This window comes from Dactylosporangium sp. NPDC051541 (genome assembly GCF_044454505.1).
Taxonomy (GTDB): Bacteria; Actinomycetota; Actinomycetes; order Mycobacteriales; family Micromonosporaceae; genus Dactylosporangium.
On sequence record NZ_JBITDU010000004.1, the window covers coordinates 526,331 to 547,553 of the forward strand.

A 21,223-nucleotide genomic window follows, 5' to 3' on the forward strand; every position below is an offset into this window, starting at 1 on the left:
GTCGTTTGGCATCGGACGATCAGCCGACAGCCAGTGATCACGATCACCTCCTAAGATCACCTCTCGTTACTGCGAGGACGGGGTCGCGGGGTGAGCAGGCAGTACTCGGTTCCGGAGCGGCTCGGCGCGTTCGGGCTGGCGGTCGCGGGCGCGGCTGCGGCCTGGCCGGCGGTCACCACCGGGACCGGGCTCGGCCTGCCCTGCCCGCTGCGCTGGGCGACCGGTGTGCCCTGTCCGGCCTGTGGCCTCACGACCGCGGCCGTGGACCTCGTCCACGGCCACGCGCTCGCGGCGCTGGGCGCCAATCCGGCCGTGTTCGGGCTGGCGCTGCTGACGGCGGTCGCGGTACCACTGCTGGCGCTCCGGCATCTCGGTGTCGTGCGCCCTCCGGAGCCGTGGTCCGCGAAAGCCCGGCGCCGGGTCGCCGTGACGATGCTCGCCGCCGCGACGGCGAGCTGGCTTTTCCAGCTCCACCGTGCAGACCTTTTCTGATCGTTGGCAGGGAGAGAACCCCCATGAACTACGCAACCTGGCCCATCCGGGTCGGCGCCTACCTCGTCGACGTCGTTCCGGCGGCGATCCTCGGTGGCATCGGCTACGCGCTCGGCGGCCCGACCGCCGACGACCCGACCATCGGCCCGCTGTACTACGTCTTCGCCCTGCTCGCGCTGGCCTACACCATCTACAACCGCTGGTACCTCGGCGGCCAGGGCCAGAGCCTGGGCAAGAAGGCCCTCGGCATCCGCCTGGTCAAGGAGCAGACCGGCCAGCCCCTCGGCTTCGGCGGCGCGTTCGTCCGCGACATCGCCCACATCGTCGACGCCATCATCTGCTACATCGGCTTCCTGTTCCCGCTGTGGGACGCCAAGCGTCAGACCCTCGCCGACAAGATCACCGGCAGCCTGGTCGTCAAGTAACCACCCGCTCGTCAAGGAACACGCAAGCCGCGGTGCCGGACCTCCGGCACCGCGGCTTCTCCGTGTGACCATGACCCCGTGTCCGAGTTGACGCTCGTCCGCTACCGCCTGGCCCTGGCGAAGGCCCGCTGGGCCGACCTCACCCACGGCGCCGGCACGCCCCTGGCCGCCGACACGCTCGACCGGATGGAGTCCGCCGACCTGGCCGCCGTCCACGCGGCCGGCGCCCTGTCGCCGTGGACCCGCAACGCGGTCTTCCTGGCCGTGATCGGGGCCGCGGCCTGGCTGGTGGCCGCCGCGGGCGACGGCCTCGGCGTCCCCGGCGGCTGGACCATCCTCCTCGCGGTCCTGGCCACCATCGGTGCGACCTACGTGCTGGACCGGGTCCTGACCGCGGCCGCCGTCCGAGCCGGCCGGCGGCGCACCCGCGCGCACCCCGATCTGCCGCCGATCGTGGCCCCGCCCCAGGTGAGCCCGGTGGCCGCGATCCTGGCCCTGCTGCGGCTGGCCCGCACCGACCTCGCCACCGCCGGCCGCCCCTCCGCGGTGCGGCGATACTGGCGGCGGCGCGTCGACCGCCGGCTCTGCCAGATCATGTGGCTGGTCGAGGGCTGGCCCACGACGGACGACGCATGACCGGCATCGCCGCGCGGATGCGGGCCGCCGCGGAGACGGCCGAACGCGCCGCCGACACCCTCCAGGAGCGCGATCCGGGCACCGAGCCCGCGATCCTCGCCGGCCTGCAGTTCGTCTCCGACACGCTGATGCACGCGGCCGGCCTCCTCGAGCCGCCGCCACCGCCGCTGCGGCCGGCGGTGCAGGGGCTGGTGCAGCTGGCCGTCGCCGCGGTCACCGGCGCGGCCATCCTGCTGGCGGTGCCGCACCCGGCCCGGCCCGCCGCCCTGGCGCTCGCCCTCGTCGGGTGCGCGCTCGCCGGGACACTGGCCGCCACGGCCGTCTGGGCGCTCTGGCAACGGCGGGACGCGCGGGCGGCGGTGCCGAGCCTCGAGGAGACGGTCGAGGACCTGCGCACCCGGATCGCCGCCTGCGCCGCGGCCCTGGACGTGCGGCGCAGCGACGTGCACCTCGAGGTCGGGCAGTGGCTCGAACGCGCACAGAGCTACCTCGACGTCGTCGAGGCGCGGGTCTAGGCCCGGTGCTGGCCGCTCGCCTTCTGGGGCTCGACGATGTACTTCGGGTCCTTCGTGGACTCCACGCCGGCCGCGAAGATGCCGAACCGGGTGGCCAGGGAGCCGGCCAGGAGGGCGGCGCCGGACAGGGCCGACAGGACCCGGCTGCGGCGGCCGAGGACGGCGGCGGCCGCGCCGGCGAGGTTCAGACCGCGGGCGGCGCGCAGGAGGCGGCCCGCCCGGCCGGTCCGGTAGGGCTCGCTGAGCAGGCCCAGGTTGTGTTCGATGCGGTGGGTGGCGGTCAGCTCCAGGGCCACGCCGGCGACGGCCAGGGTGCGGGCCGGGGTGCCCTCGGCGGTCGGCGCGGCGATCAGGCCGACGGCGGCGCCGCTGGCCAGGGCGCTGCCGGCGAACGCGAACGGCAGGTCGGCGCGGGCCGCGTGCCAGGACGGGGCGGCGGTGTCGGCGATGAGGACGGCGGTGTAGGTGGCCAGGGCCGGGGCGAGCGCGGCGGCCCCGATGCCGGCGGCCCGGCCGGTCCCGCCGACGAAGCCGTGCGGGCGGGCCTCGGTGGTCGCGGCGAGGCCCGCGGCGGCGCCGAACGCGCTGAGGATCCACGTGCCCACCGACATCGGCGAGGTCGGCTTGGCCACGCGCAGCATGTGGTGGAACCGTTCGGGCCGGCCGAGGTCGTTGATGAGGAAGTAGGTGCTGGCCCCGAGCGCGCCCAAAGCGGCCAGGCGGGCGGCGCGGCGGGTCTTCGGCCGGCCGGTGAGGTCGGCCCCGGCGGCCAGCAGGGCGCTGCCGGCGGCGAGCCCGCCGGTGAACAGGTATGCGGGAACGTCGTGCCGCCACACCGGCGCCTTGACGATCGGCCGCCCGTAGTAGGACCTGAAGTCGGCCCGCGGCACCTGCACGTCCTCGCCGCCGTGCTCCCGCTTCGGCCGCCGGTCGCCTCGCTTCGAAACGCCCGCGCCGGCCACATCACTCGGCCCCGGACCCCGCACGGTCGACGGCTCACGCGTCGACGAAGGCTCACGCGTCGACGAAGGCTCACGCACAGGCGAAGGCTTACGCACAGGCGAAGGCTTACGCACAGGCGAAGGCTCACGCGCGGGCGATGGCGGACGGGTTGGCGAAGGCTCGCTCCCGGGCGACGGCTCACGTGTTGGCGAAGGCTCACTCACGGGCGGCGGCCCAGGAACGAGACGGCGACCGCGGCCGCCATTGTCAACGCGGCGAAGCCGGCGCGCTTCCACATGCCTGGCAGGTTACGCGTCGTGGCGACCGGCGCGGGTGGCAGGCCGTAGACCTCCGGCTCATCAAGGAGCAGGAAGAACGCGCCCTGGCCGCCGACGCCGTCGTCCGGGTCGTGGCCGTAGAGGCGGGCCTCGGGGCGGTCGAGCTGGTCGAGGCGGAGCTGGGCCCGTTCCCGCAGTTCGTCCAGGGGGCCGTACTGGATCGACTCCGTCGGGCAGGCGGTGGCGCACGCGGGTTGCAGGCCGTCGCCGATGCGGTCGTAGCACAGCGTGCACTTCCAGGCCCGCCCGTCGCCCTCGCGGCGGTCGATGACGCCGTAGGGGCAGGCGCTGACGCAGTAGCCGCAGCCGTTGCAGATGTCGGCCTGGACGATGACGGTGTCGAACTCGGTGCGCATCAGCGACCCGGTCGGGCACACGTCGAGGCAGGCCGCGTGGGTGCAGTGCTTGCACACGTCCGACATCATCAGCCAGCGCATGTCACCGGAGTCGTCGGGCGCGGGCTGCTCGATGAACGCCACGTGCCGCCACGAGTTGGCGTCGAGCTGGCCGGTGTTGTCGAAGGACTGCCCGAGCAGGTCGAGGCCGTCGGCGGGGACGGCGTTCCACTCCTTGCACGCGACCTCGCAGGCCTTGCAGCCGATGCAGACGCTCGTGTCCGTGAAGAAGCCCATCCGCTCGGGAGTCTGCGTCACAGCCCGGCCCTCCGGTTGTAGTCGTCGACCAGGGCCCGCAGCGCGGCCCCGCGCGGGCGGCGGCCGGGGCGGATGTCGCAGGTGCCGACTTTGCTCTCCTGGATGAGTACGTTGGGGTCGAGCACGATGCCGATCAGGTCGTTGGCGGAGTCGCCGGTGGTCAGGCCGGAGCCGCCCCAGTGGTAGGGCAGCCACAGCTGGTGCACGGGCCGCCCGTCGATGCGCAGCGGCCGCATCCGGGCCGTCACCATGACCCGGGCCTCGACCGCGGACCGGCTGGTGACGACGTGCGCCCAGCCCATGTGCTCGAGGCCGCGCTCGGCGGCGAGGGCCGGTGAGACTTCGACGAACATCGCCGGCTGTAGCTCCGAGAGGTAGTCGAGGGTGCGGCTCATGCCGCCGGCGGTGTGGTGCTCGGTGAGCCGGCTGGTGGTGAAGACGTAGGGGAAGACCTCGCTGCGGGCCGGGTTCATCGGGTTCTCGGAGCGCTGGTAGCGCTTGCGGGTCGGGTTGGCCTGCTGCTTGTACAGCGGATTCTCGACCGGCGACTCGACCGGCTCGTAGTGCGTGGGCATCGGCCCGTCGACGAGGCCGCTGGGCACGAACAGCCAGCCCTTCCCGTCGCCCTGCATGATGAACGGGTCGTCGCCGGCGATCCCGGCCGGCCCCGCGGCCCCCGGCTCCGGACGGTACGACGGCGGCTTGGTCTTCTCGAAGTCGGGCACGTCCGGCCCGGTCCACTCCCCCGTCGCCTCGTCCCAGTAGACGTAGGCCTTGCGCGCGCTCCACGGCCGGCCCTGCGGGTCCGCGGAGGCGCGGTTGTAGAGCATCCGGCGGTTCATCGGCCACGCCCAGCCCCACTCGAGGCCGATCGGGTCGTCGGCGGTGGCGGGCTCGCGGCGGGCGGCCTGGTTGACGCCGTCGGCGTAGACCCCGGAGTAGATCCAGCAGCCGCAGGCCGTGGAGCCGTCGTCCTTGAGCTCCATGAACCCGGACACCGGGTCCCTGGAGGCGACGTCGTAGCCGTTGATCTCGCACAGGACGGCTTCGGCGGACGGCTCGCCGTGGACGCCGTGGGTCGGGTAGTCCCAGGCCAGGTCCCGCACGGCCCGGTCACGCTCCAATGTGGACCCGGCCAGCCGGTCCTTGAGGAGGCGGCCGAGGTGGTAGAAGAACCAGAGCTCGGAGCGGCAGTCGCCGGGCGGGTCGACGGCCTTCTGCCGCCACTGCAGCAGCCGCTGGGTCTGGGTGAACGTGCCCTCCTTCTCCACGTGGGCGGCGGCGGGCAGCAGGAACACCTCCGTCTTGCACTCCTCGGTGACGATCTCGCCGGTCTCGACCTCGGGCGCGTCCCGCCAGAAGGTAGCGCTCTCGATCTCGTAGAGGTCGCGGACCACGAGCCAGTCGAGCTGGGCCATCCCGAGCCGCTGGGCCCGGCCGTGCGCGGAGCCGACGGCCGGGTTCTGGCCGAGCAGGAAGTATCCCTTGATCTTGCCGTCGAGCATGGACAGCACCTGCTGGTAGGTGCCGTGGTCGCCGGTCATCCGCGGGAGGTAGCCGTAGCCGTAGTCGTTCCCGGCGGTGGCGGCGTCGCCGAAGTAGGCCTTCAGCAGGCTGACCGCGAAGGCCTTCGCGTTGCCCCAGAACCCCTTCTGCCCCGGGTGCCGGATCGAGTCGACCCAGTCGTCGAAGGTGTCGTGCTTGCCGGCCGTCGGCATCGGGAGGTACCCCGGCAGCAGGTTGAACAATGTCGGAATGTCGGTCGAGCCCTGGATGCTGGCGTGCCCGCGCAGGGCCATGATGCCGCCGCCGGGGCGCCCCATGTTGCCCAGCAGGAGCTGGATGATGGCGCCGGTGCGGATGTACTGCACCCCGACCGAGTGCTGCGTCCAGCCGACCGAGTAGACCAGGGCGGTCGTGCGCTCGCGGCCGGAGTTGCGGGTCCACGCCTCGCACACGGCCGCGAAGTCCGCCGGGTCGATGCCGCAGACCTGCTGCACGACCTCCGGCGTGTAGCGCGCGAAGTGCCGCTTGAGGATCTGGTAGACGCAGCGCGGGTGCTGCAGCGTCTCGTCCCGCTCCACCTTCGACGGCACCGGCGGCCCGTGCGACTCGTGCTGCAGCCCGCCCGCGGTCTCCCGGGTGTCCTGCCCGTGCTCGGGGTCGTGGTGCTGCTCGCCCTCGCCCTCGCCGTGGCCCTCGTACTGCCAGGACTGCGGGTCGTAGGCCTGCTTGTCCTGATCGAAGCCGGAGAACAGCCCCTCGAGGTCCTCGGTGTCGCGAAACTCCTCGCCGATGATCGTGGCCGCGTTGGTGTAGGCCACGACGTATTCACGGAAGTCCAGTTCGTTGCTCAGGATGTGGTTGACCACACCACCGAGGAACGCGATGTCCGACCCGGCCCGGATCGGCACGAATTTGTCGGCGACGGCGCTGGTGCGCGTGAAGCGGGGATCGATGTGGATGACCTTGGCCCCGCGGGCCTTGGCCTCCATGACCCATTGGAAGCCCACCGGGTGGGCCTCGGCCATGTTCGATCCCTGGATCACGATGCAGTCAGCGTTGGCCAGGTCCTGCTGGAATCCCGTGGCGCCGCCGCGACCGAAGCTGGTCCCCAGACCGGGGACGGTGGCGGAGTGTCAAATGCGCGCCTGGTTCTCGATCTGCAGCGCACCGATGGCCGTGAACAGCTTCTTGATGAGGTAGTTCTCTTCGTTGTCCAGCGTCGCCCCGCCGAGGCTGGCGATGCCGAGGGTCCGGTTGAGCGGCCGGCCCTCCTCGTCCTTGTCCTGCCAGGTCTGCTCGCGCGCGGCCACGACCCGGTCGGCGATCATCTCCAGGGCCGTGTCGAGGTCGAGCTCTTCCCACTCGGTGCCGTAGGGCCGCCGGTATCGCACCTTCGTCGCCCGCAGCGGGCTGGTGACGAGGCTCTTGCTGGCCGAACCCTTCGGGCACAGCCGCCCGCGGGAGATAGGGCTGTCGGGGTCGCCCTCGATTTGGGTGACCTTGCCGTCCTTGACGAAGATCTTCTGCCCGCAGCCGACGGCGCAGTAGGGGCAGACGGACTTGGCGACGGAGTCGGCCTGGGTGGTCCGCGCGGTGATGGCCGCGGTCCCGGCCGAGCGCACCGCCTCCCCGCGGCCGGTCGGATCGGGCCCGGTCAGCTGCCGGTAAACCGGCCACTTCCGAAGCCACTCCATGCCCTGGACCCTACTCCCTCTTGCGCCCCGCCGCCCGGTGCTCCATATTTGTGTACAACGTATGTTTACAACGTAAGGAAATTATGATGATCATCTCCCTGGGTGTCGCCGTGCCCGTCGTCTGGCTGCTCTGGCTGGTCGTGACCGACTGGGTGCCGATGTTCCCGCTGAACGACCTGCGCCGGGACAACGTCCACGACCGGCGCCTCGCGGCCGCGATCAACTACCCGTTCCCCCTGGCCGTGGCGGCCGGGGTGGCCCTGCACCGGCCGTGGTCCCTGGCCGTGTCCCTGGCCCTCTGCGCGCTCATGGTGCTCGGCCACGTGCGCAGCTGGTGGGTGCCCTACTTCGGCTCGGCGTCCGACGCGCAGCGGGAGCGGTACCGGCGCGACTATGCCCGCACGGTGAAACTCCTGCCGACCGCGGGCCGGGCCGTGGTCATCGACGTGCAGCACATGGTCGTCGGCCTGCTGACCGTCGCCATGGCGGGAACGACGATCCTGGCCACGATCGCATGAGCCGCGATCTCTTGCGTGGTGATCCGTCGCGGCGGCGGGCGGTTGGCGCCGCGGCCCGCGTAGGGTTTCCGGGTGGACACCGCCCGGCGCCCCGGCCGCCCGCCGACCATCCACCGCCATGACGTCCTGATCGCCGCGGTCACCGTCATCGACGCCGAGGGCCTGGAGGCGCTCACGATGCGGCGCCTCGGCTCGGCACTGGGTGTGACCGCGATGTCACTGTACCGGCACTTCGACAGCCGCGACGCCGTCCTCGCCGCCGTCGTCGACTTCCTGGCCGCCACGGTCGAGTTCGTCCCGCACAAGAAGTGGCCGGAGACGCTGCGGAGCTTCGCGCGGGGCTACCGGGAGATGCTCCTCAACCACCCCCGAGCCGTCGCGCTCCTGGCCACCCACCCGATCGACCAGCAGCGCGGCCGCGAACTGATCGCACCGCTGCTGGACGGGTTCGCCGCGGCTGGGGTCGACGACGAGCGGGCGGTCACCATCGTCCAGTCGGTCGCGGTGTTCACGCTCGGTCACGCCCTGGCCCAGGTCGGCGGCGAACCCCCGGAGCCGGAGACCGCTCCGTATTACGACACCTGGTTCGACGCGGGCCTGACCGCGCTGCTCAAGGGGTTCGCGTAGCCGTGCGTGTGCTGATGCTGGCCGACACCCACGTGCCGAAGCGGGCCCGGGACCTGCCGGCGCCGGTCTGGGCCGCGGTCGGCGCGGCCGACGTTGTCATCCACGCGGGTGACTGGGTCGACACAGCCCTCCTCGACGCCCTCGAGGCAAGAGCCACAAAGCTCATCGGGGTGTACGGCAACAACGACGGTCCGGCACTGCGGGCCCGTCTGCCGCAGGTCGCGGAGGCCGAGCTCGACGGCGTCCGGGTGTCGGTCGTGCACGAGACCGGCCCCGCGGCCGGCCGGGAGCAGCGGTGCGCGGCCGCCTACCCGGGCCGTGACCTGCTCGTCTTCGGCCACTCCCACATCCCGTGGGACACCGTCGCCCCGGGCGGCCTGCGCCTGCTCAACCCGGGCTCCCCGACCGACCGCCGCCGCCAGCCCCATTGCACCTTCATGACGGCCACCTTCTCCGGGGGTACCGTCACCGCCGTCGAACTGCACCGCCTGCCCCGACCGTGACCGCCGCGAGGGCCGCGAGGGCCGCGAGCCCGGCCGCGGCCAGGGTCTGCACCCGGTAGTCGGCGACCGCCACCGCGACCCCGCCGAGCAGCAGCGCCGGCCCGGTCGGCACGAACATCACCGAGTTGGCGGTCGCCGCCGCCCGCCCCAGCCGCTCCTGCGGTATCACCCGCTGCACGGCGGTGATGGCGGCGATCAGCGGCGCCGGCAGCCCCAGCCCCATCAGCACGCACCCGGCGATCACCACCCCGGTCCACGGCGTGGCCCGGCCCACTGCCCCGGCCGCGACCAGGACCAGCCCGAGCGCCGAGTAGCCGCGCTCCCCCAGGTGCCGCATCAGCGCCCCGGCGAGCAGCCCGCAGACCACCGATCCGAGGCCTTGGGCCGGGGTGAGGACCCCCGCGAACGCGGGCGGCCGGTGGATCGCGTCGAGCAGGGCGTAGGTGGCGCTGCTGGACAGGCTGGAGGCGACCATCGTCACCGCCGCGACCAGGATGAGCACCCGCAGCTCGGGATCGCGCAGGACCGAGGCCGGCCGCGGCCGACCGGTCGAGGGCTCGTCGGTCGCCGGCGTGTCGGTCGCCGGCCCGTCGGGAGTCGCCGCCGGACGGGGCCGCAGCCGCGCGAAGGCGAGGGCCGCGAGCACGAACGTCGCCGCGTTGAGCAGGGCCACCGAGGGCCCGCCGAGCACCGTGAACAGCGCGGCTCCGGCGGCCGGGGCGAAGAGCTTCATGCCCTCCGTGACTGTGCGGGTCAAGCCGTTGAAGTCGCCGCGCAGGTCGGCCTCGACGACCGCCGGCAGCAGCGCCGCCTCCGCCGCCTCCAGGAGGACCGCACCGACCCCGACCAGGGTCAGGGCGGTGAAGATCAGCCAGACGTGCCCGGCCGCGACCGTGGCCATCACCGCGGCCAGGGCCAGGTTGACGACGACCAGCAGCCGGCGCCGGTCGACCCGGTCGGCGACCCCGCCGAGGACCGGCCCGAGCAGCAGCGCGAACCACAGCCCGGCCGCGACCACCCCGGCGAGGGCGTCGGAGCCGGTCCGGGTCTTCACCCAGACGCCCGCGGCCAGGGACATCGCCGAGTCGCCGAAGCCGGACACGAACACACCGCTCAGGTAGAGCCGCGCGTTGCGGTCCCGCAGCACCCGCGCCGTCGGCCACCCCATACCCCCAAGCATACAATTGGGGGTATGGCTGACGATGTCCTGCGGGCCCTCGCCCATCCCGTGCGGCTGCGCATGCTCAACCTGATGTGGCCGGGCCCGATGTCGGCGGCCGAGCTGGCCCGGGAGCTGGCCGTCTCGCACGCCCTGGCCAGCCAGCACCTGCGCCGGCTGGCCGCGGCCGGGCTGGTCGAGCTGGCCGAGGAGCGCCAGCGGCGGGGCGGGCACGAGCGGCGATACCGCACGGTGCCCGGGTCACCGCTGTCCGACGTGCGCGCGGGGACCGCGTTCCTGGCCGAGACCCTCGTGCACGGACTGCGGGAGCGGGCCGCCCGGCGCGACCCCGAGCAGCCCGGCGTCACCACGGACGGTGAACTGTGGGTGGCGCCGGAGGCTTGGGAGCGGTACCGCCAAGGCATCCAGGCCCTGGGTGACGCCCTGCACGCGGCCGCCCGGCCGGCGCACACCCCCGGGGCCGTCCCCGTCGCCGTGACCGTCCACGCGTTCCGGCTACTGGCCGGACAGGCCGCGGTACCACCGGATCGACACGACCGCGAGCCACGTGAAGATCACGACGACGCCGGCGACGAAGCCGAGGACCAGCAGCGGGCTCGCGGCGCCCGAGGCGATGCCGGCGAACGCGAGCAGGAACACGGTGCCGGACAGCCGTGAGTACAGCTTCAGGACCGGCGACAGCCAGGCCGCGACGGCGACGCACAGGAAGCCGATCGCGCCCGCGACCAGGTGCCCGACGCCGTGCCAGGTGACCTCGCCCACCCCGTCGGGGGTGCCGGCGGGGAAGCCCTGGGCCGGGTCGGCCCGCAGGACTCCGGCCGCGACCATGCTCAGGCCGAACACGCCGACCAGCCGGCCGGTCCAGCGGCCACCGGCCCGGGCCAGTCCCACGCCCGCGGCCACGACCATGAGCCCGGTGAGGATGAAGTTGGTGATCTGCAGCCAGCCGAGGGAGCCGTTGCTGAGCAGGCTCCAGGCGTGCCGGGTGATGTCGAAGCCATCGCGGGTCAGGGCCTGGGCGACGCTCACGCCGACGTAGAGCGGCCCGGCGAGGACGCCGTAGCCGAGCAGCGAGCGGGTGACGCGGTTGGCGCGGATCTCGGGGGTCACGGCGGCGGTGGTCGTCATGGCGGTCCTTCCTCGGGTGGGTCCTTCACCCATGCCTCGAACGCGGCCGCCCGGATCCGACATGGCCCGCCGACATTGTTTGCTACCAGGCGTCGCCGGATCGGAAGTCGCAGGCCAGTACCCCCGCAATCGGCACACCGGCGACCGGCAGCACAAATGTGGTGGCGTCGTCACCGGGCGTCGCGGTCAGCCCTTTCGGGGTCAGCACGGCCGTCGTCCCCGGCCACCGGGTCCAGCCGCGCCGCGTGTACAGCCCGGCCGCGTCCGGCCCGGCCGACAGGGCGCCCAGGTCGTACCCGGCCCGGATGATCCGCTCGGCCTCGTCGAGGACGGCCGCGGCATACCCGAGCCGCTGATGGTCCGGGTGCACGGCGACCGCCTCGAGGTACCCGCCGCGCACCGGCACCCCGTCGAGCAGCAGCGACCGCTGCACGACGGCCGCGTGCCCGACGATCCGCCCGCCGGCCTCGGCCAGGACGTGCAGGCCGCCCCGGGCGTGGCTCCAGTCGGCGTCGCTGAAGTCCCCCGCGTATGCGGTGTCGAGCAGCACCCGGAGCTCCGCCCGGTCCCCCGCGGTGAGGTCGGCGGTGTGGACGGTCCTCATCGCATCCGGGCCTTTCCCAGGTTCGCGCGGACGATCCACGCCACGTCCGCATCGGTCGACGCCGCCAGCCGGTCGAACGCCGGCCGGCCGTGCGGTTTGTCCGCGGCAACGGCGATGCTCCAGGTGTACCCGAGTGCCTTGCGCAGAGTGCGGACGTCCTCGTCCCGGCGCTGCTGCGCGGGCCGGGCCGTGAACGAGTCGGTGACGCTGCGGCACACCGCGATCGCGGCCGCGGCGGCGGAGGAGGTCTTGAGCAGCCGGGGCTCGCACAGGCCGGCGACCGCGGCCCGCTGCACGAGGGGGTGCGGGTCGCCGGCCCAGTCGGCCGCGAGGGCCTGCAGACGGGCCGGGTCGGCGTCGCCGATGCGCTGCAGGGCGATGGCGACGCCCTCGCGGACCCGCCAGCGCTTGTCGGTCGCGAGGACCCGCAGGCGGGCCGGGTCGTGGCTCAGCGCGACCGTCCCGCACAGCACGAGGTACTCCTCGTCGGTGTCGATCAGCCGCTCGGCGGTCGCCGGGTCCGCGGTGTCGGCGACGGCCTGTGCGAGCTCCAGGTCGGCCCGCGGCCCCGGCAGCCCGCCGTGCTCACGCAGGTAGGCCGGCCAGTCGGCGAGCGGGAGCGAGCGCAGCCGTGCCGTGTGCTCCGCCCGCCGACCCATACGCAGACCTTAGAACGCCGGGGGCGCGAACGGCTGGACGATCACCAGCCAGTTGCCGCTGTTGTCGCGGAGCACGGCCTCGACACCGTACGGGCGATCCTCCGGCTCCTGCACGAACTCGACACCCTTCGCGACCAGCTCGGCGTGGGTCTTGCGGCAGTCGTCGACGCGCAGGCCGAGGCCGCCGAGGCCGCCCTTGCCGAGCTGGCGGCGGATGAACGCGGCGGCCTCGTCGTCCAGCGGCGGGCCCGGGGTCATGAGGGTGATGTCGAGCTCCGGCTGGTTGGGGTGCTTGACGGTCACCCAGCGGAACTCACCGAGGGTCACGTCCTGGCTCGCTTCGAAGCCGAGCACGTTCACGTAGAAGTCGCGGGTCGCGTCCTGGTCGAGGCAGTAGACGGTGACCAGGTTGACGTTCGTAATCATGGCCGCGACGTTACCGGGGGTGACCGGGATCGCCTTCTCGGAAATTGCGGACCACGCCGGCCATGAACAGCCAGCACCCCGGGATGTGCCCGGACCCGGCGGCGGCCCAGCGGCTGCGGTAGGCCACCGGGCTCTCCCCCACGATCCGGGTGAACTTCGCCGAGAACGACCCGAGGCTCGTGAAACCGACCGCCATGCAGATCTCGGTGACCGTCAGGTTGGCGCTGCGCAGCAGGTCCTGGGCCCGTTCGATGCGCCGCCGGGTGAGATAGCGCATCGGCGTCTCACCATAGGACTCATCGAAGGAGCGGATGAAATGGTACTTCGAGACTCCGGCGACCGCCGCGACCCCGTCGAGTGCGAGGGGCTCCCGGTAGTGCCGGTCGATGTGGTCCCGCGCACGGCGCAGATGCGGCAGCAGTTCCACGGGCACGGACACCTGGTCACGGTACCGGGCGGCGGCTTGGGGGATGCGCGCAGCGGTGCCGGTCCGCTAGCGTAGCCGAGTGCTCGGCAACCAGAGGTCTCGATACGTCGCCGTGGCCGCAGGGACGGCGGTGCTGCTCGGAGTGCTGGTCGGCGCGGTCGCGTGCGGCTCGCACAAGCCACCGCACAGTGACGCGCAGCCGGCCTACCCGGTCGGCACCCACGTCAGCGACGGCCCCGCGCTGTCGCCGGAGCCGCCGGTCGTGCCCACCTCCGCCGCCCCGCCGTCACCGTCCGCGACGAAGACGACCGCGAAGCCCACCCCGAGCAAGACCCCGCCGAAGACCGAGGGCGGCGGCTACGCGGCGCGGCCGCCCGGCAACGGGCACGGCCCGGCCGCCTCGCTGTCCCGCACCGGCGGCACGAACGTGGCGCTGACCTTCGACGACGGCCCCGACCCGGCCAACACGCCGGCGATCCTGCAGGTCCTGCGCGAGAACGGGGTCAAGGCCACGTTCTGCATGGTCGGCTTCCGGGTCCGCGACCACCCCGACCTGGTCCGCCAGATCTACGCCGACGGTCACACCCTGTGCAACCACTCCTGGCAGCACCTGACCGACCTGGCCAAGCGCGACCCGTCGTACATCGACTGGGACCTGCAGCACACGAACGACGCGATCCACGCGGCGGTCGGCGCGGACGCCCCGATCAAGTACTTCCGCGCCCCCGGCGGCAACTTCAGCGCCGACCTGGTCGCGAAGGCCAAGGCGATGGGCATGGAGTCGATCTACTGGGACGTCGACCCGCAGGACTGGAACCACAAGCCCGACAAGAACGACCAGGCCCACATCGACCGGGTGATCTCCGAGATCAAGAAGCACGTCCGGCAGGGCTCGATCATCCTGTCCCACGACAACGCGCAGCCGGACACGATCGTGGCGTACCGCCAGCTCATTCCGTGGCTGAAGCAGTACTACACCCTCGAGAACCTGCCGGCCTAGCGAACGGCGCTCGCGGCGTCGCCGAGCCGCACCACGGCGACGTCGAAGGTGCCGGCCCCGAAGTCGTAGACGACGACGGGCTCACCCGTCCCGGCATCGCCGGAACCGGCGCGGGCGAACCACGCGGCGGCAGCCACCGGCTCCGGCACGAGCGTCACCGCCGCGAACCCGGCGGCTCGGGCCGCCGCCCGCAGCCGCGCGCAGCGGGCCTCACCCCAGGCCGACGGATACGTCAGCACCGCCTCGGCAACCGCTCCGCCCGCGACCCGCTCCGCCTCGACCCGGACGCGCCGCAGCACGGCCGCCACCAGCTCGACGACCGGCACCTCCCGATCGCCCAGCCAGACCAGGTCCTGGTCGATGCACCCCTTCGGAACACCCTCCAGGTTCGCCGGCCGGACCCGGCCCGGCAGGACCGCGTCACGACCGGTCAGGAGCACCCCCGCGGCATCGGCACACACCGCCGACGGCAGGACCGGACTCCCGTCGAAACGCTCGACTGCCCCGTCTGTCGCCCTGAGGATGACCCCGGTCTCGAGGTCATCGGCCCGAGGGACCGCCTCCCGCTTGACCGTCGTGGTCGGCGAGGTAGCGGTGGACCAGTTGGATGGCGATGGCGCCCTCGCCGGCGGCGGAGGCGACGCGCTTGACCGAGCCGGCGCGGACGTCACCGGCGGCGAAGACGCCGGGGAGGCTCGTCTCCAGGGAGTCGCCGGTGCGGATGAAGCCGTGCTCGTCGCGGTCGACGACGCCCTCGAGCCAGTCCGTCCGGGGCACGGCGCCGATCATCACGAACAGCGCTGCGGCGTCCTCGGTGACAACCGCGGCGGTCCGGCGGTCGCGGAGTTCGAGGTGTTCCAGCCGGCCACGGCCACCGCCGTCGCTGACCTCGGTCGACGTGCGGATGCGGATGGCCGGGTGCTGGTCGATCTCGGTGATCAAGTAATCCGACATCGTCGCGGCCAGGCTGTCCCCGCGCACCACCAGCGTCACCTCGGCCGCGTATCGGGCCAGGTGCAGCGCGGCCTGGCCGGCCGAGTTACCCGCGCCCACGACGTACGCCCGGCCGCCGGTGAGCGCCCCGGCCTCAGCCCCGGCCGCACCGTAGAACACCCCGGCCCCGATCAGGTCCTCCAGCGCCGGGACGCCCAGCCGCCGCCACGACACGCCGGCCGCGATGACCACCGCCCGGGCCCGCAACGGCGGTCCGGCGCCGGTCCAGACCAGGCGCTCGTCGCCGTCGGCGGCGATCCGGGTGGCCGCGGCCGACACCACCAGGTGGGCGCCGAACAACCAGGCCTGCTCGAACGCCCGGTTGGTCAGTTCCTCGCCGGACACGCCGCGCGGGAACCCGAGGTAGTTGCGGATCAGCGAACTGGTGCCGGCCTGCCCGCCCGGTGCCAGCGGCTCCAGCACGACGGTGCGCAGACCCTCGGACGCGGCGTAGACCGCGGCGGCGAGCCCGGCCGGTCCGGCCCCGACGATCACCACGTCGCAGCCGTCGACGGGTGCCGACGTCGGCAGACCGAGCACGTCCGCGAGGTCACGCCAACCGGGTCGGACCAGCACCGCCCCGTCACGATGAAACGCCACCGGCAGGCGGCCGCCGGCGCGTGCGGTCCCTTCGAGCAGCGCCTTGCCCGCGGCGGAGTCGCCGGATGCCCGGCCGACCAGTCACCCCGGGCGACCAGCAGCACCCGCTTCGCCCCGGGATGCTCCTCGTGCGCCTCCACCAGGAAGTCCTCCTGGCCCGGCCCGGCGATCAGCAGCGCGACCGGATCGGTGATCGCGCCGAGCGCGGCCAGCGCCTCACCCGGTTCGGTGAACGCGACGACTTCGTAGTCCGCGCCGAATCGCCGGCGCAGGGCCGAGGCCAGCGCTTCACCCGCGGCTGACAGCACCAGCATCACCGGCCGCACACGATCACCCAGCCCGTTGGTCCCGGCGGCCGCTGTCCGCGGGCGCCGTCCAGCCGGAGCAGCGAATCCACTCGGGCAGGTCCCAGACGGCCGGCTCGATCTCCCGCACCGCCGCGAGGTCGGCCGGGTAGGCGGACGCCTGCGCGAACCAGCGGAACATCGCCCGGTCCTCGACATCGCTGACGTCGCTCAGCGGCCGGGCCTCGTAGCGCGCCGGCAGCCCCGCCCGCGCGCCGAACGCGGCGGCGATCTCGCTGCCCGTCAGCTGGTCGGCCACGACCTCGATGGCTCCGCCGGGCACGTTCGCGAGGCCGAGCAGGATCGCGGCGGCGACGTTGCCGATGTCCTTGAGCGCGACCAGCTTGAGGCCGACGCCGTCCGGAAACGGCATCTTCAGCACGAGCTCGCCGTCTTCCACGGTCAGCGGCACGAACGAGAAGCTTTCCATGAAAGCGGTCGGCCGGACCACCGTGACCCGCAGGCCGGACTGCCGCAGGTACTCCTCGACCCGGCCCTTCGACGCGAAGTGCGCGACGCCCGAGTCGTGCTCCGCGCCGCTGACCGAGTTGAACACGACGTGCGGCACGCGCGCCGCGACCGCCGCGTCGACGAGGGCGGCGCCCAGCCGGACCTCATCCTCGATCTCCGCGGGGCTGCTGCTGTCGGGGGTCATGAAGGAGAACGCGCCGGCCGCCTCCAGCGCGGCGACCTGTGCCGCCGGGTCGTCGATCCGGAACGCGGTCAGCTCGACGCCCCGGGCGGCCAGCGCCCGCGCCTTGTCCGACTCGGGCGTGCGAACGAGCGCCCGCACCCGCGCTCCCCGGGCCAGGAGCCCGTCGACCACCGCCCCACCCTGCTGCCCCGTCGCACCGAAGACCACCACCGTGCCACTGTCCTGCGATGTCACGTCGCCCGCCCTTCATTGATTCATGGCATGAACTAATCTAGTTCATGCCATGAACCAATACAAGGCCGCACGTGTACCGCGGGCCCAGCGCGGCAGGTCAGCTTGAGGTCGACGCCCGGACACCGGACGCGTCGACGACGGCAGTGGCCACGCGCTCGAGGGCGCGCTGGTCGTCGGCGTCGAGGCTCGCCGCGATGTCGGGCAGGCGCTTGACGGTCTCGGCGTACACCGCCTCGGCGAGCACCTTCCCCGCCGGCGTGACGCCGAGCATGATGACCCGCCGGTCCTGTTCGGAGCCCATCCGGTTGACCAGATCGCGCCGCTCGGTGCGGTCGACGAGCTGGCTCAACGCGTTCTTGGTCATGCCGAGCGAGGCGGCGAGGTACGTCATCCGCCGCGGCTCGTCCCTGATCGCGCACAGCAGCGTGGCCTGCATGGGGGTCAGGTCGAGCTCGGCGCAGATCTGCGCATACTTGCGCTGAATCAACACCGAGAGCCAGAAGAGCTTGTCGCCGTAGTCCATGGCCGCCTGCCCTCGTCCGGTGCCGGATGCCAGTCTACCGCCGTGGCCACGACAACCCCGGCGGCGTCCGAGGCGGCACGACCGGATAATGGCATCAGCCCAGGGCGTCTATGGAGCGGAGGGCTTCGATGACGCTGGCGATGTGTTCGCGCATCGCGTCCTCGGCGGCCTTCGGGTCGCCGGCCCGGATCGCGGCGATCACGGCCTCGTGCTGGGGCAGTGACGTCTGCGGGCGGCCCGGCAGGAGCGACAGCATGAACTGGTGGCGGACCAGCTGGCCGCGGAGGGTTTCGATGATGCTGTCGGCGGTACGGTGGCCGGCGATCTCGCGGATCAGGGCGTGCAGGCGGTGGTTGAGGTCGCTGTAGCGGCGGTACTCACCGGCGGTCACCGCGCGCCGCATGAGCAGGCCGATCTCGTCGAGCTCGGTCGCCTGGTCCGGGCCGACCCGCTCGGCCGCCCGCGCCGCGACCAGGCCCTCGAGGACCATCCGGACCTCGGTGATCTCGATCGCCTCGTCGATGGAGACCTTGCGGACGTGGGCGCCGCGGTTGCGCTGGATCTCGACCAGACCCTCGGCCGCCAGGTCCTGCAGCGCGATCCGCACGTTGAACCGGCTCGCCCCGAGACGGACGCTGAGCTGGGCCTCGACCAGGCGTTCGCCGGGCGAGTACTCCCCCGCCAGGATCGCCGCGCGCAGCGCGTCGCGGGCGGCGGCCGAGCCGGCCCGGTCTCGTTCCTCTCGTGGGGGCACGATCTGGACGATATCGCCTTCGGTCAGGCCGACGATGCGCGGAGCAGGAAGCCGCCACCGTCGCGGCGGCCGACCGTCAGCGCGCAGCCGGCCGCGTCGAGGCGTTCCCGGAGTCCGTCGAGGCCGTGGCCGGCGCTCTCCTCGGCCGGCTGCGCGTCGAGGCCGGCCGGGCCGCGGCCGTCGTCGCTGATCTCGACGGCCGCCCGGTCGAGGCGGACCCAGCAGTGCTTGGCCTCGCTGTGCCGCACGACGTTGGTGACGCCCTCGCGCACGACCCAGGCGAACAGCTCCTGCCGGTCCGGGTCGACGGCCTCGCCGGTGACGGGCACGTCGGCCTCGATGCCGGCCGCGTCCAGGGCGCTGCGGGCCGAGGCCAGCTCGGTGGCGAGGGACATCTCGCGGTAGCCGGCGACGGCCGCCCGCACGTCGACCAGGGCCTCGCGAACCAGCCGCTGGATGTCGGCCAGCTCCGCCTCCGCCCGCTCGGGCGCGAGCTGGACCAGCCGGGCCGCCAGCTCGCTCTTCACCGACACCACGGTCAGCGAGTGGCCGAGCAGGTCGTGCATGTCGCGGCCGAAGCGGTTGCGCTCGGCCGCGATCGCCAGCCGGGTGATCTCCTCGCGGGCCTCGGCGAGCTGGGCGTTGCGCTGCACGACCCGGGTCACGCCCCACACGGCCAGGGCCGCGACCATGACCGCGAAGACCAGGTCGATCGTGCCGTCCCAGCCGGGGACGATCCGCGGGAGGACCCCGGCGGTCAGCGCGGACGCGAACACCAGGCTCCACGCGGTGCGCGGCGGGTAGGTGAACACGGCCGTGACCCCGATGTACACCAGCGTCGTCAGCCCGGACTCCCCGACCACGAGGGTCAGGACGGCGCCGGAGACGACGAGGCCGCCGACCCGCAGCGCGGACTCGGCCGCCGTGGGCGCCCGGCCGGTCGCCCGGTAGTGCCGGCGGACGGCGACGAAGCCGGTGAGGTACACCGCGCAGAACACCAGGGCGGCGACCAGCCCCACGATCCGCTCCCACACCGCGGGGCGGTGCCAGGCGTCGAGGATCGGGCCGGCCATGTAGAACAGCCATACCGCCGCCCAGAGCCAGAAGAACCTTCCGGGCCCGGAGCGGACGGCGGGCTGTGCGTTCGGCATGTCGAACAAGGTAACCGGTCCTACGCGCGGGCGGTGTCCACGCGGAACCGGCGCAGGGCGATGACACCCAGCACGACGGTCCAGCCCAGCAGCACCACGATGGCCTGGGTGTCGATGTGGCCGCCGTCGAGCGGGCTGCGGGCGACCTGCCCGGTCCAGTACGACGGCGTAAATTTGGCGATGACCTGCAGCGCGTGCGGCATCAGGGTGACCGGCACCCACAGGCCGCCAAAGGCCGCGAGGGTCAGGTTGAGCAGTGCCGAGACCTGCTGGACGCTGTCGGGCTTGGCGAGGTAGCCCACGACCACCCCGAGCGCGGCGAACGGCAGCGACGAGAGCCAGGAGCCCACGAAGCACAGCACCCACTCGGCCGCGGTGAGGCGGACGTGCAGCCCGAGCGCGCCGATGGCGAACGTCACGATCACCGGCGGGATGCCCATGACCAGCGACAGCAGGACCTTGTTGAGCACGTAGGCGGCGGGCGACAGCGGGGTCAGCCGCAGGGTGCGGTTCCAGCCGAGGCCGCGCTCGATGGCGATGGTGCCGCCGGCGAACATCGCGGCCGTCATGGCGCCGAACAGCGCCATGCTGACCATGACGTACGCCTTCGCGTCGGGGTCGTTGCCGACGGACACCCCGCCGATGATGACGACCAGCAGGGCCGGCATCAGGGTGGAGAAGATCACGGCGCGCTTGTTGCGGATCAGGCGGACCGCTTCGAGGCGGAGGTAGGTGAGGTTCACGACTGGCTCCCGGCGACGGTCAGAGCGATGAAGGCGTCCTCGAGGTTGCGGCTGGTGACCTCGATGTCATGGGCGGCGGTGGCGTTGACCAGGGCGCGCAGTGCGGCGTCGGAGTCGTCGCAGTGCAGCAGCACCGAGTCGCCGCGGGTCTCGACCCGCTCGACACCGGGCAGCCCGGCCAGGCCCGCGAGGTCGGCGCCGGGGATCGTGGCCCGGATGGTGCGCCCGGAGACGGCCGCTTTGATCTGCGCGGAGGTACCGTCGGCGATGACGCGGCCCGAGCGCAGCAGCACGATCCGGTCGGCGTAGTCGTCCGCCTCCTCGAGGTAGTGCGTGGCGAAGAGCACGGTGCGCCCCTGCGCGGTCTCCTCGCGCATCGAGGTCCAGAAGGCCCGGCGGGTCTCGACGTCCATGCCGGTCGTCGGCTCGTCCAGGACCAGCAGCTCGGGGTTGCTCACCAGGGCCATCGCGAAGCGGATGCGTTGCTGCTGGCCGCCGGAGAGCCCGCCGACCCGCTGCTTGGCGAACTCGGCGACCCCGGAGCGGGCGATGACCTCGGCGACCGGCCGCGGGTCGCGCTGCAGGCCGGCGGCGAGGCGGACGGTCTCCTCGGCGGTCAGGTCGGGCAGCAGCCCGCCGGACTGCATGAGCGCGCCGACGGCACCACGGGCGATGGCCCGGCTCGGCGCCTCGCCGTAGAGCCGGACGTCCCCGGAGTCCGGGCGGGCCAGCCCGAGCAGCATGTCGATCGTCGTGGACTTGCCGGCCCCGTTCGGCCCGAGCAGCGCGACGACCTCGCCCCGCCGGATCGTCAGATCCAGGCCGTCGACGGCGGTGACCGGCCCGAACCGCTTGGTCAGGCCGGTCAGCTGGACTGCTTCGTTCGTCATGCCCTCAGCATGGCCGCGGATCGATGCGGGTGCGGCTGCATCGCGTCACCCGCACCTCCATGA

The 21,223-nt window shown here is 73.0% G+C and carries 26 protein-coding genes and 1 pseudogene; 9 read left to right on the plus strand and 18 right to left on the minus strand.

Annotated features, from left to right (window positions below; translation table 11 throughout):
- The first annotated feature begins 90 nt into the window (after positions 1-90).
- The 4 genes from ACIA8L_RS21895 to ACIA8L_RS21910 all read left to right on the plus strand — a co-directional run bounded on the left by ACIA8L_RS21895 (position 91) and on the right by ACIA8L_RS21910 (position 2,068).
- Entirely contained in the window at positions 91-492 is a 402-nt protein-coding gene (locus ACIA8L_RS21895; protein ID WP_395907232.1) for a DUF2752 domain-containing protein, read from the plus strand.
- 23 nt (positions 493-515) lie between these two features.
- On the plus strand, positions 516-917 hold the full coding sequence (locus tag ACIA8L_RS21900; protein ID WP_395907234.1) for an RDD family protein: 402 nt from the start codon (positions 516-518) through the stop codon (positions 915-917).
- A 78-nt stretch (positions 918-995) separates the two neighbouring features.
- Positions 996-1,553 (plus strand): hypothetical protein, encoded by a 558-nt coding sequence (locus ACIA8L_RS21905; protein WP_395907237.1) that lies wholly within the window; start codon positions 996-998, stop codon positions 1,551-1,553.
- Positions 1,550-2,068: a hypothetical protein gene (locus tag ACIA8L_RS21910; RefSeq protein WP_395907239.1), complete on the plus strand. Its 519-nt coding sequence runs from the start codon at positions 1,550-1,552 to the stop codon at positions 2,066-2,068. The genes ACIA8L_RS21905 and ACIA8L_RS21910 overlap by 4 nt, the downstream gene beginning before the upstream one ends.
- Here ACIA8L_RS21910 and nrfD read toward each other — a convergent pair.
- The 3 genes from nrfD to fdh form a co-directional block, all read right to left on the minus strand.
- A complete protein-coding gene (nrfD, locus tag ACIA8L_RS21915) occupies positions 2,065-3,108 on the minus strand; it encodes an NrfD/PsrC family molybdoenzyme membrane anchor subunit (protein WP_395907241.1) in 1,044 nt (347 codons plus the stop codon). The genes ACIA8L_RS21910 and nrfD overlap by 4 nt on opposite strands.
- A gap of 122 nt (positions 3,109-3,230) precedes the next feature.
- A complete protein-coding gene (locus ACIA8L_RS21920) occupies positions 3,231-3,980 on the minus strand; it encodes a 4Fe-4S dicluster domain-containing protein (RefSeq protein ID WP_395908055.1) in 750 nt (249 codons plus the stop codon).
- 17 nt (positions 3,981-3,997) lie between these two features.
- Complete coding sequence (gene fdh, locus ACIA8L_RS21925) at positions 3,998-7,201, minus strand: formate dehydrogenase (protein WP_395907244.1); 3,204 nt, start codon at positions 7,199-7,201, stop codon at positions 3,998-4,000.
- A gap of 86 nt (positions 7,202-7,287) precedes the next feature.
- Between fdh and ACIA8L_RS21930 the strand changes: the two genes are divergently transcribed.
- The 3 genes from ACIA8L_RS21930 to ACIA8L_RS21940 all read left to right on the plus strand — a co-directional run bounded on the left by ACIA8L_RS21930 (position 7,288) and on the right by ACIA8L_RS21940 (position 8,849).
- The gene (locus ACIA8L_RS21930) at positions 7,288-7,719 is read left to right on the plus strand and encodes a hypothetical protein (RefSeq protein ID WP_395907246.1); all 432 of its coding nucleotides are present in this window, start codon (positions 7,288-7,290) and stop codon (positions 7,717-7,719) included.
- 72 nt (positions 7,720-7,791) lie between these two features.
- Complete coding sequence (locus tag ACIA8L_RS21935; RefSeq protein WP_395907248.1) at positions 7,792-8,346, plus strand: TetR/AcrR family transcriptional regulator; 555 nt, start codon at positions 7,792-7,794, stop codon at positions 8,344-8,346.
- A gap of 14 nt (positions 8,347-8,360) precedes the next feature.
- Positions 8,361-8,849 carry a metallophosphoesterase family protein gene (locus ACIA8L_RS21940; protein ID WP_395908057.1) on the plus strand — a complete coding sequence of 163 codons (489 nt, stop codon included), beginning with the start codon at positions 8,361-8,363 and terminating at the stop codon, positions 8,847-8,849.
- Here ACIA8L_RS21940 and ACIA8L_RS21945 read toward each other — a convergent pair.
- Positions 8,812-10,017 (minus strand): MFS transporter, encoded by a 1,206-nt coding sequence (locus tag ACIA8L_RS21945; RefSeq protein ID WP_395907251.1) that lies wholly within the window; start codon positions 10,015-10,017, stop codon positions 8,812-8,814. The two genes, ACIA8L_RS21940 and ACIA8L_RS21945, sit on opposite strands and share 38 nt — an antisense overlap.
- 24 nt (positions 10,018-10,041) lie before the next feature.
- Here ACIA8L_RS21945 and ACIA8L_RS21950 point away from each other — a divergent pair.
- Positions 10,042-10,221 (plus strand): annotated as a pseudogene (locus ACIA8L_RS21950) (helix-turn-helix domain-containing protein); the annotation flags it as partial.
- Between the two features lie 303 nt (positions 10,222-10,524).
- Here the strand turns inward: ACIA8L_RS21950 and ACIA8L_RS21955 are convergent.
- The 5 genes from ACIA8L_RS21955 to ACIA8L_RS21975 all read right to left on the minus strand — a co-directional run bounded on the left by ACIA8L_RS21955 (position 10,525) and on the right by ACIA8L_RS21975 (position 13,285).
- Complete coding sequence (locus tag ACIA8L_RS21955) at positions 10,525-11,157, minus strand: DUF998 domain-containing protein (RefSeq protein WP_395907253.1); 633 nt, start codon at positions 11,155-11,157, stop codon at positions 10,525-10,527.
- 82 nt (positions 11,158-11,239) lie between these two features.
- Complete coding sequence (locus ACIA8L_RS21960; protein ID WP_395907254.1) at positions 11,240-11,761, minus strand: GNAT family N-acetyltransferase; 522 nt, start codon at positions 11,759-11,761, stop codon at positions 11,240-11,242.
- Positions 11,758-12,420, minus strand: coding sequence for a hypothetical protein (locus ACIA8L_RS21965; RefSeq protein WP_395907257.1), 663 nt, complete (start codon positions 12,418-12,420; stop codon positions 11,758-11,760). Before ACIA8L_RS21965 ends, ACIA8L_RS21960 begins: the two co-directional genes overlap by 4 nt.
- A gap of 9 nt (positions 12,421-12,429) precedes the next feature.
- Positions 12,430-12,846, minus strand: coding sequence for a VOC family protein (locus ACIA8L_RS21970; RefSeq protein WP_395907260.1), 417 nt, complete (start codon positions 12,844-12,846; stop codon positions 12,430-12,432).
- Positions 12,847-12,856: 10 nt separating this feature from the next.
- Complete coding sequence (locus tag ACIA8L_RS21975) at positions 12,857-13,285, minus strand: helix-turn-helix domain-containing protein (RefSeq protein ID WP_395907262.1); 429 nt, start codon at positions 13,283-13,285, stop codon at positions 12,857-12,859.
- Positions 13,286-13,352: 67 nt separating this feature from the next.
- Here ACIA8L_RS21975 and ACIA8L_RS21980 point away from each other — a divergent pair, with 67 nt between their 5' ends.
- A complete protein-coding gene (locus ACIA8L_RS21980) occupies positions 13,353-14,273 on the plus strand; it encodes a polysaccharide deacetylase family protein (RefSeq protein WP_395907265.1) in 921 nt (306 codons plus the stop codon).
- Here ACIA8L_RS21980 and ACIA8L_RS21985 read toward each other — a convergent pair.
- From ACIA8L_RS21985 to ACIA8L_RS22025, 9 genes are all read right to left on the minus strand, one after another.
- Positions 14,270-14,713, minus strand: a complete 444-nt coding sequence (locus ACIA8L_RS21985) for an Hsp70 family protein (RefSeq protein ID WP_395907268.1) — start codon at positions 14,711-14,713, stop codon at positions 14,270-14,272. The two genes, ACIA8L_RS21980 and ACIA8L_RS21985, sit on opposite strands and share 4 nt — an antisense overlap.
- A 100-nt stretch (positions 14,714-14,813) precedes the next feature.
- Entirely contained in the window at positions 14,814-15,806 is a 993-nt protein-coding gene (locus ACIA8L_RS21990; RefSeq protein ID WP_395907270.1) for an NAD(P)/FAD-dependent oxidoreductase, read from the minus strand.
- Complete coding sequence (locus ACIA8L_RS21995) at positions 15,758-16,192, minus strand: hypothetical protein (RefSeq protein WP_395907273.1); 435 nt, start codon at positions 16,190-16,192, stop codon at positions 15,758-15,760. The genes ACIA8L_RS21990 and ACIA8L_RS21995 overlap by 49 nt, the downstream gene beginning before the upstream one ends.
- A 4-nt stretch (positions 16,193-16,196) precedes the next feature.
- Positions 16,197-17,099: an NmrA family NAD(P)-binding protein gene (locus ACIA8L_RS22000; RefSeq protein ID WP_395907275.1), complete on the minus strand. Its 903-nt coding sequence runs from the start codon at positions 17,097-17,099 to the stop codon at positions 16,197-16,199.
- A 97-nt stretch (positions 17,100-17,196) separates the two neighbouring features.
- Entirely contained in the window at positions 17,197-17,622 is a 426-nt protein-coding gene (locus ACIA8L_RS22005; RefSeq protein WP_395907277.1) for a MarR family winged helix-turn-helix transcriptional regulator, read from the minus strand.
- Positions 17,623-17,716: 94 nt separating this feature from the next.
- A complete protein-coding gene (locus ACIA8L_RS22010) occupies positions 17,717-18,376 on the minus strand; it encodes a GntR family transcriptional regulator (RefSeq protein WP_395907279.1) in 660 nt (219 codons plus the stop codon).
- 23 nt (positions 18,377-18,399) lie between these two features.
- Positions 18,400-19,527 (minus strand): sensor histidine kinase, encoded by a 1,128-nt coding sequence (locus tag ACIA8L_RS22015; RefSeq protein ID WP_395907281.1) that lies wholly within the window; start codon positions 19,525-19,527, stop codon positions 18,400-18,402.
- Between the two features lie 20 nt (positions 19,528-19,547).
- Entirely contained in the window at positions 19,548-20,270 is a 723-nt protein-coding gene (locus ACIA8L_RS22020; RefSeq protein ID WP_395907282.1) for an ABC transporter permease, read from the minus strand.
- Positions 20,267-21,160, minus strand: a complete 894-nt coding sequence (locus tag ACIA8L_RS22025; protein WP_395907284.1) for an ABC transporter ATP-binding protein — start codon at positions 21,158-21,160, stop codon at positions 20,267-20,269. The genes ACIA8L_RS22020 and ACIA8L_RS22025 overlap by 4 nt, the downstream gene beginning before the upstream one ends.
- Positions 21,161-21,223 lie beyond the last annotated feature (63 nt).

Excerpts from the sequence above, each read along its gene's own strand:
- ACIA8L_RS21900 (WP_395907234.1), top strand. The coding sequence starts at position 516 with ATGAACTACGCAACCTGGCCCATCCGGGTCGGCGCCTACCTCGTCGAC.
- ACIA8L_RS21910 (WP_395907239.1), top strand. The coding sequence starts at position 1,550 with ATGACCGGCATCGCCGCGCGGATGCGGGCCGCCGCGGAGACGGCCGAA.
- ACIA8L_RS21920 (WP_395908055.1), bottom strand. The coding sequence starts at position 3,980 with ATGGGCTTCTTCACGGACACGAGCGTCTGCATCGGCTGCAAGGCCTGC.
- ACIA8L_RS21930 (WP_395907246.1), top strand. The coding sequence starts at position 7,288 with ATGATCATCTCCCTGGGTGTCGCCGTGCCCGTCGTCTGGCTGCTCTGG.
- ACIA8L_RS21940 (WP_395908057.1), top strand. The coding sequence starts at position 8,361 with ATGCTGGCCGACACCCACGTGCCGAAGCGGGCCCGGGACCTGCCGGCG.
- ACIA8L_RS21945 (WP_395907251.1), bottom strand. The coding sequence starts at position 10,017 with ATGGGGTGGCCGACGGCGCGGGTGCTGCGGGACCGCAACGCGCGGCTC.
- ACIA8L_RS21955 (WP_395907253.1), bottom strand. The coding sequence starts at position 11,157 with ATGACGACCACCGCCGCCGTGACCCCCGAGATCCGCGCCAACCGCGTC.
- ACIA8L_RS21960 (WP_395907254.1), bottom strand. The coding sequence starts at position 11,761 with ATGAGGACCGTCCACACCGCCGACCTCACCGCGGGGGACCGGGCGGAG.
- ACIA8L_RS21965 (WP_395907257.1), bottom strand. The coding sequence starts at position 12,420 with ATGGGTCGGCGGGCGGAGCACACGGCACGGCTGCGCTCGCTCCCGCTC.
- ACIA8L_RS21970 (WP_395907260.1), bottom strand. The coding sequence starts at position 12,846 with ATGATTACGAACGTCAACCTGGTCACCGTCTACTGCCTCGACCAGGAC.
- ACIA8L_RS22005 (WP_395907277.1), bottom strand. The coding sequence starts at position 17,622 with ATGGACTACGGCGACAAGCTCTTCTGGCTCTCGGTGTTGATTCAGCGC.
- ACIA8L_RS22015 (WP_395907281.1), bottom strand. The coding sequence starts at position 19,527 with ATGCCGAACGCACAGCCCGCCGTCCGCTCCGGGCCCGGAAGGTTCTTC.
- ACIA8L_RS22025 (WP_395907284.1), bottom strand. The coding sequence starts at position 21,160 with ATGACGAACGAAGCAGTCCAGCTGACCGGCCTGACCAAGCGGTTCGGG.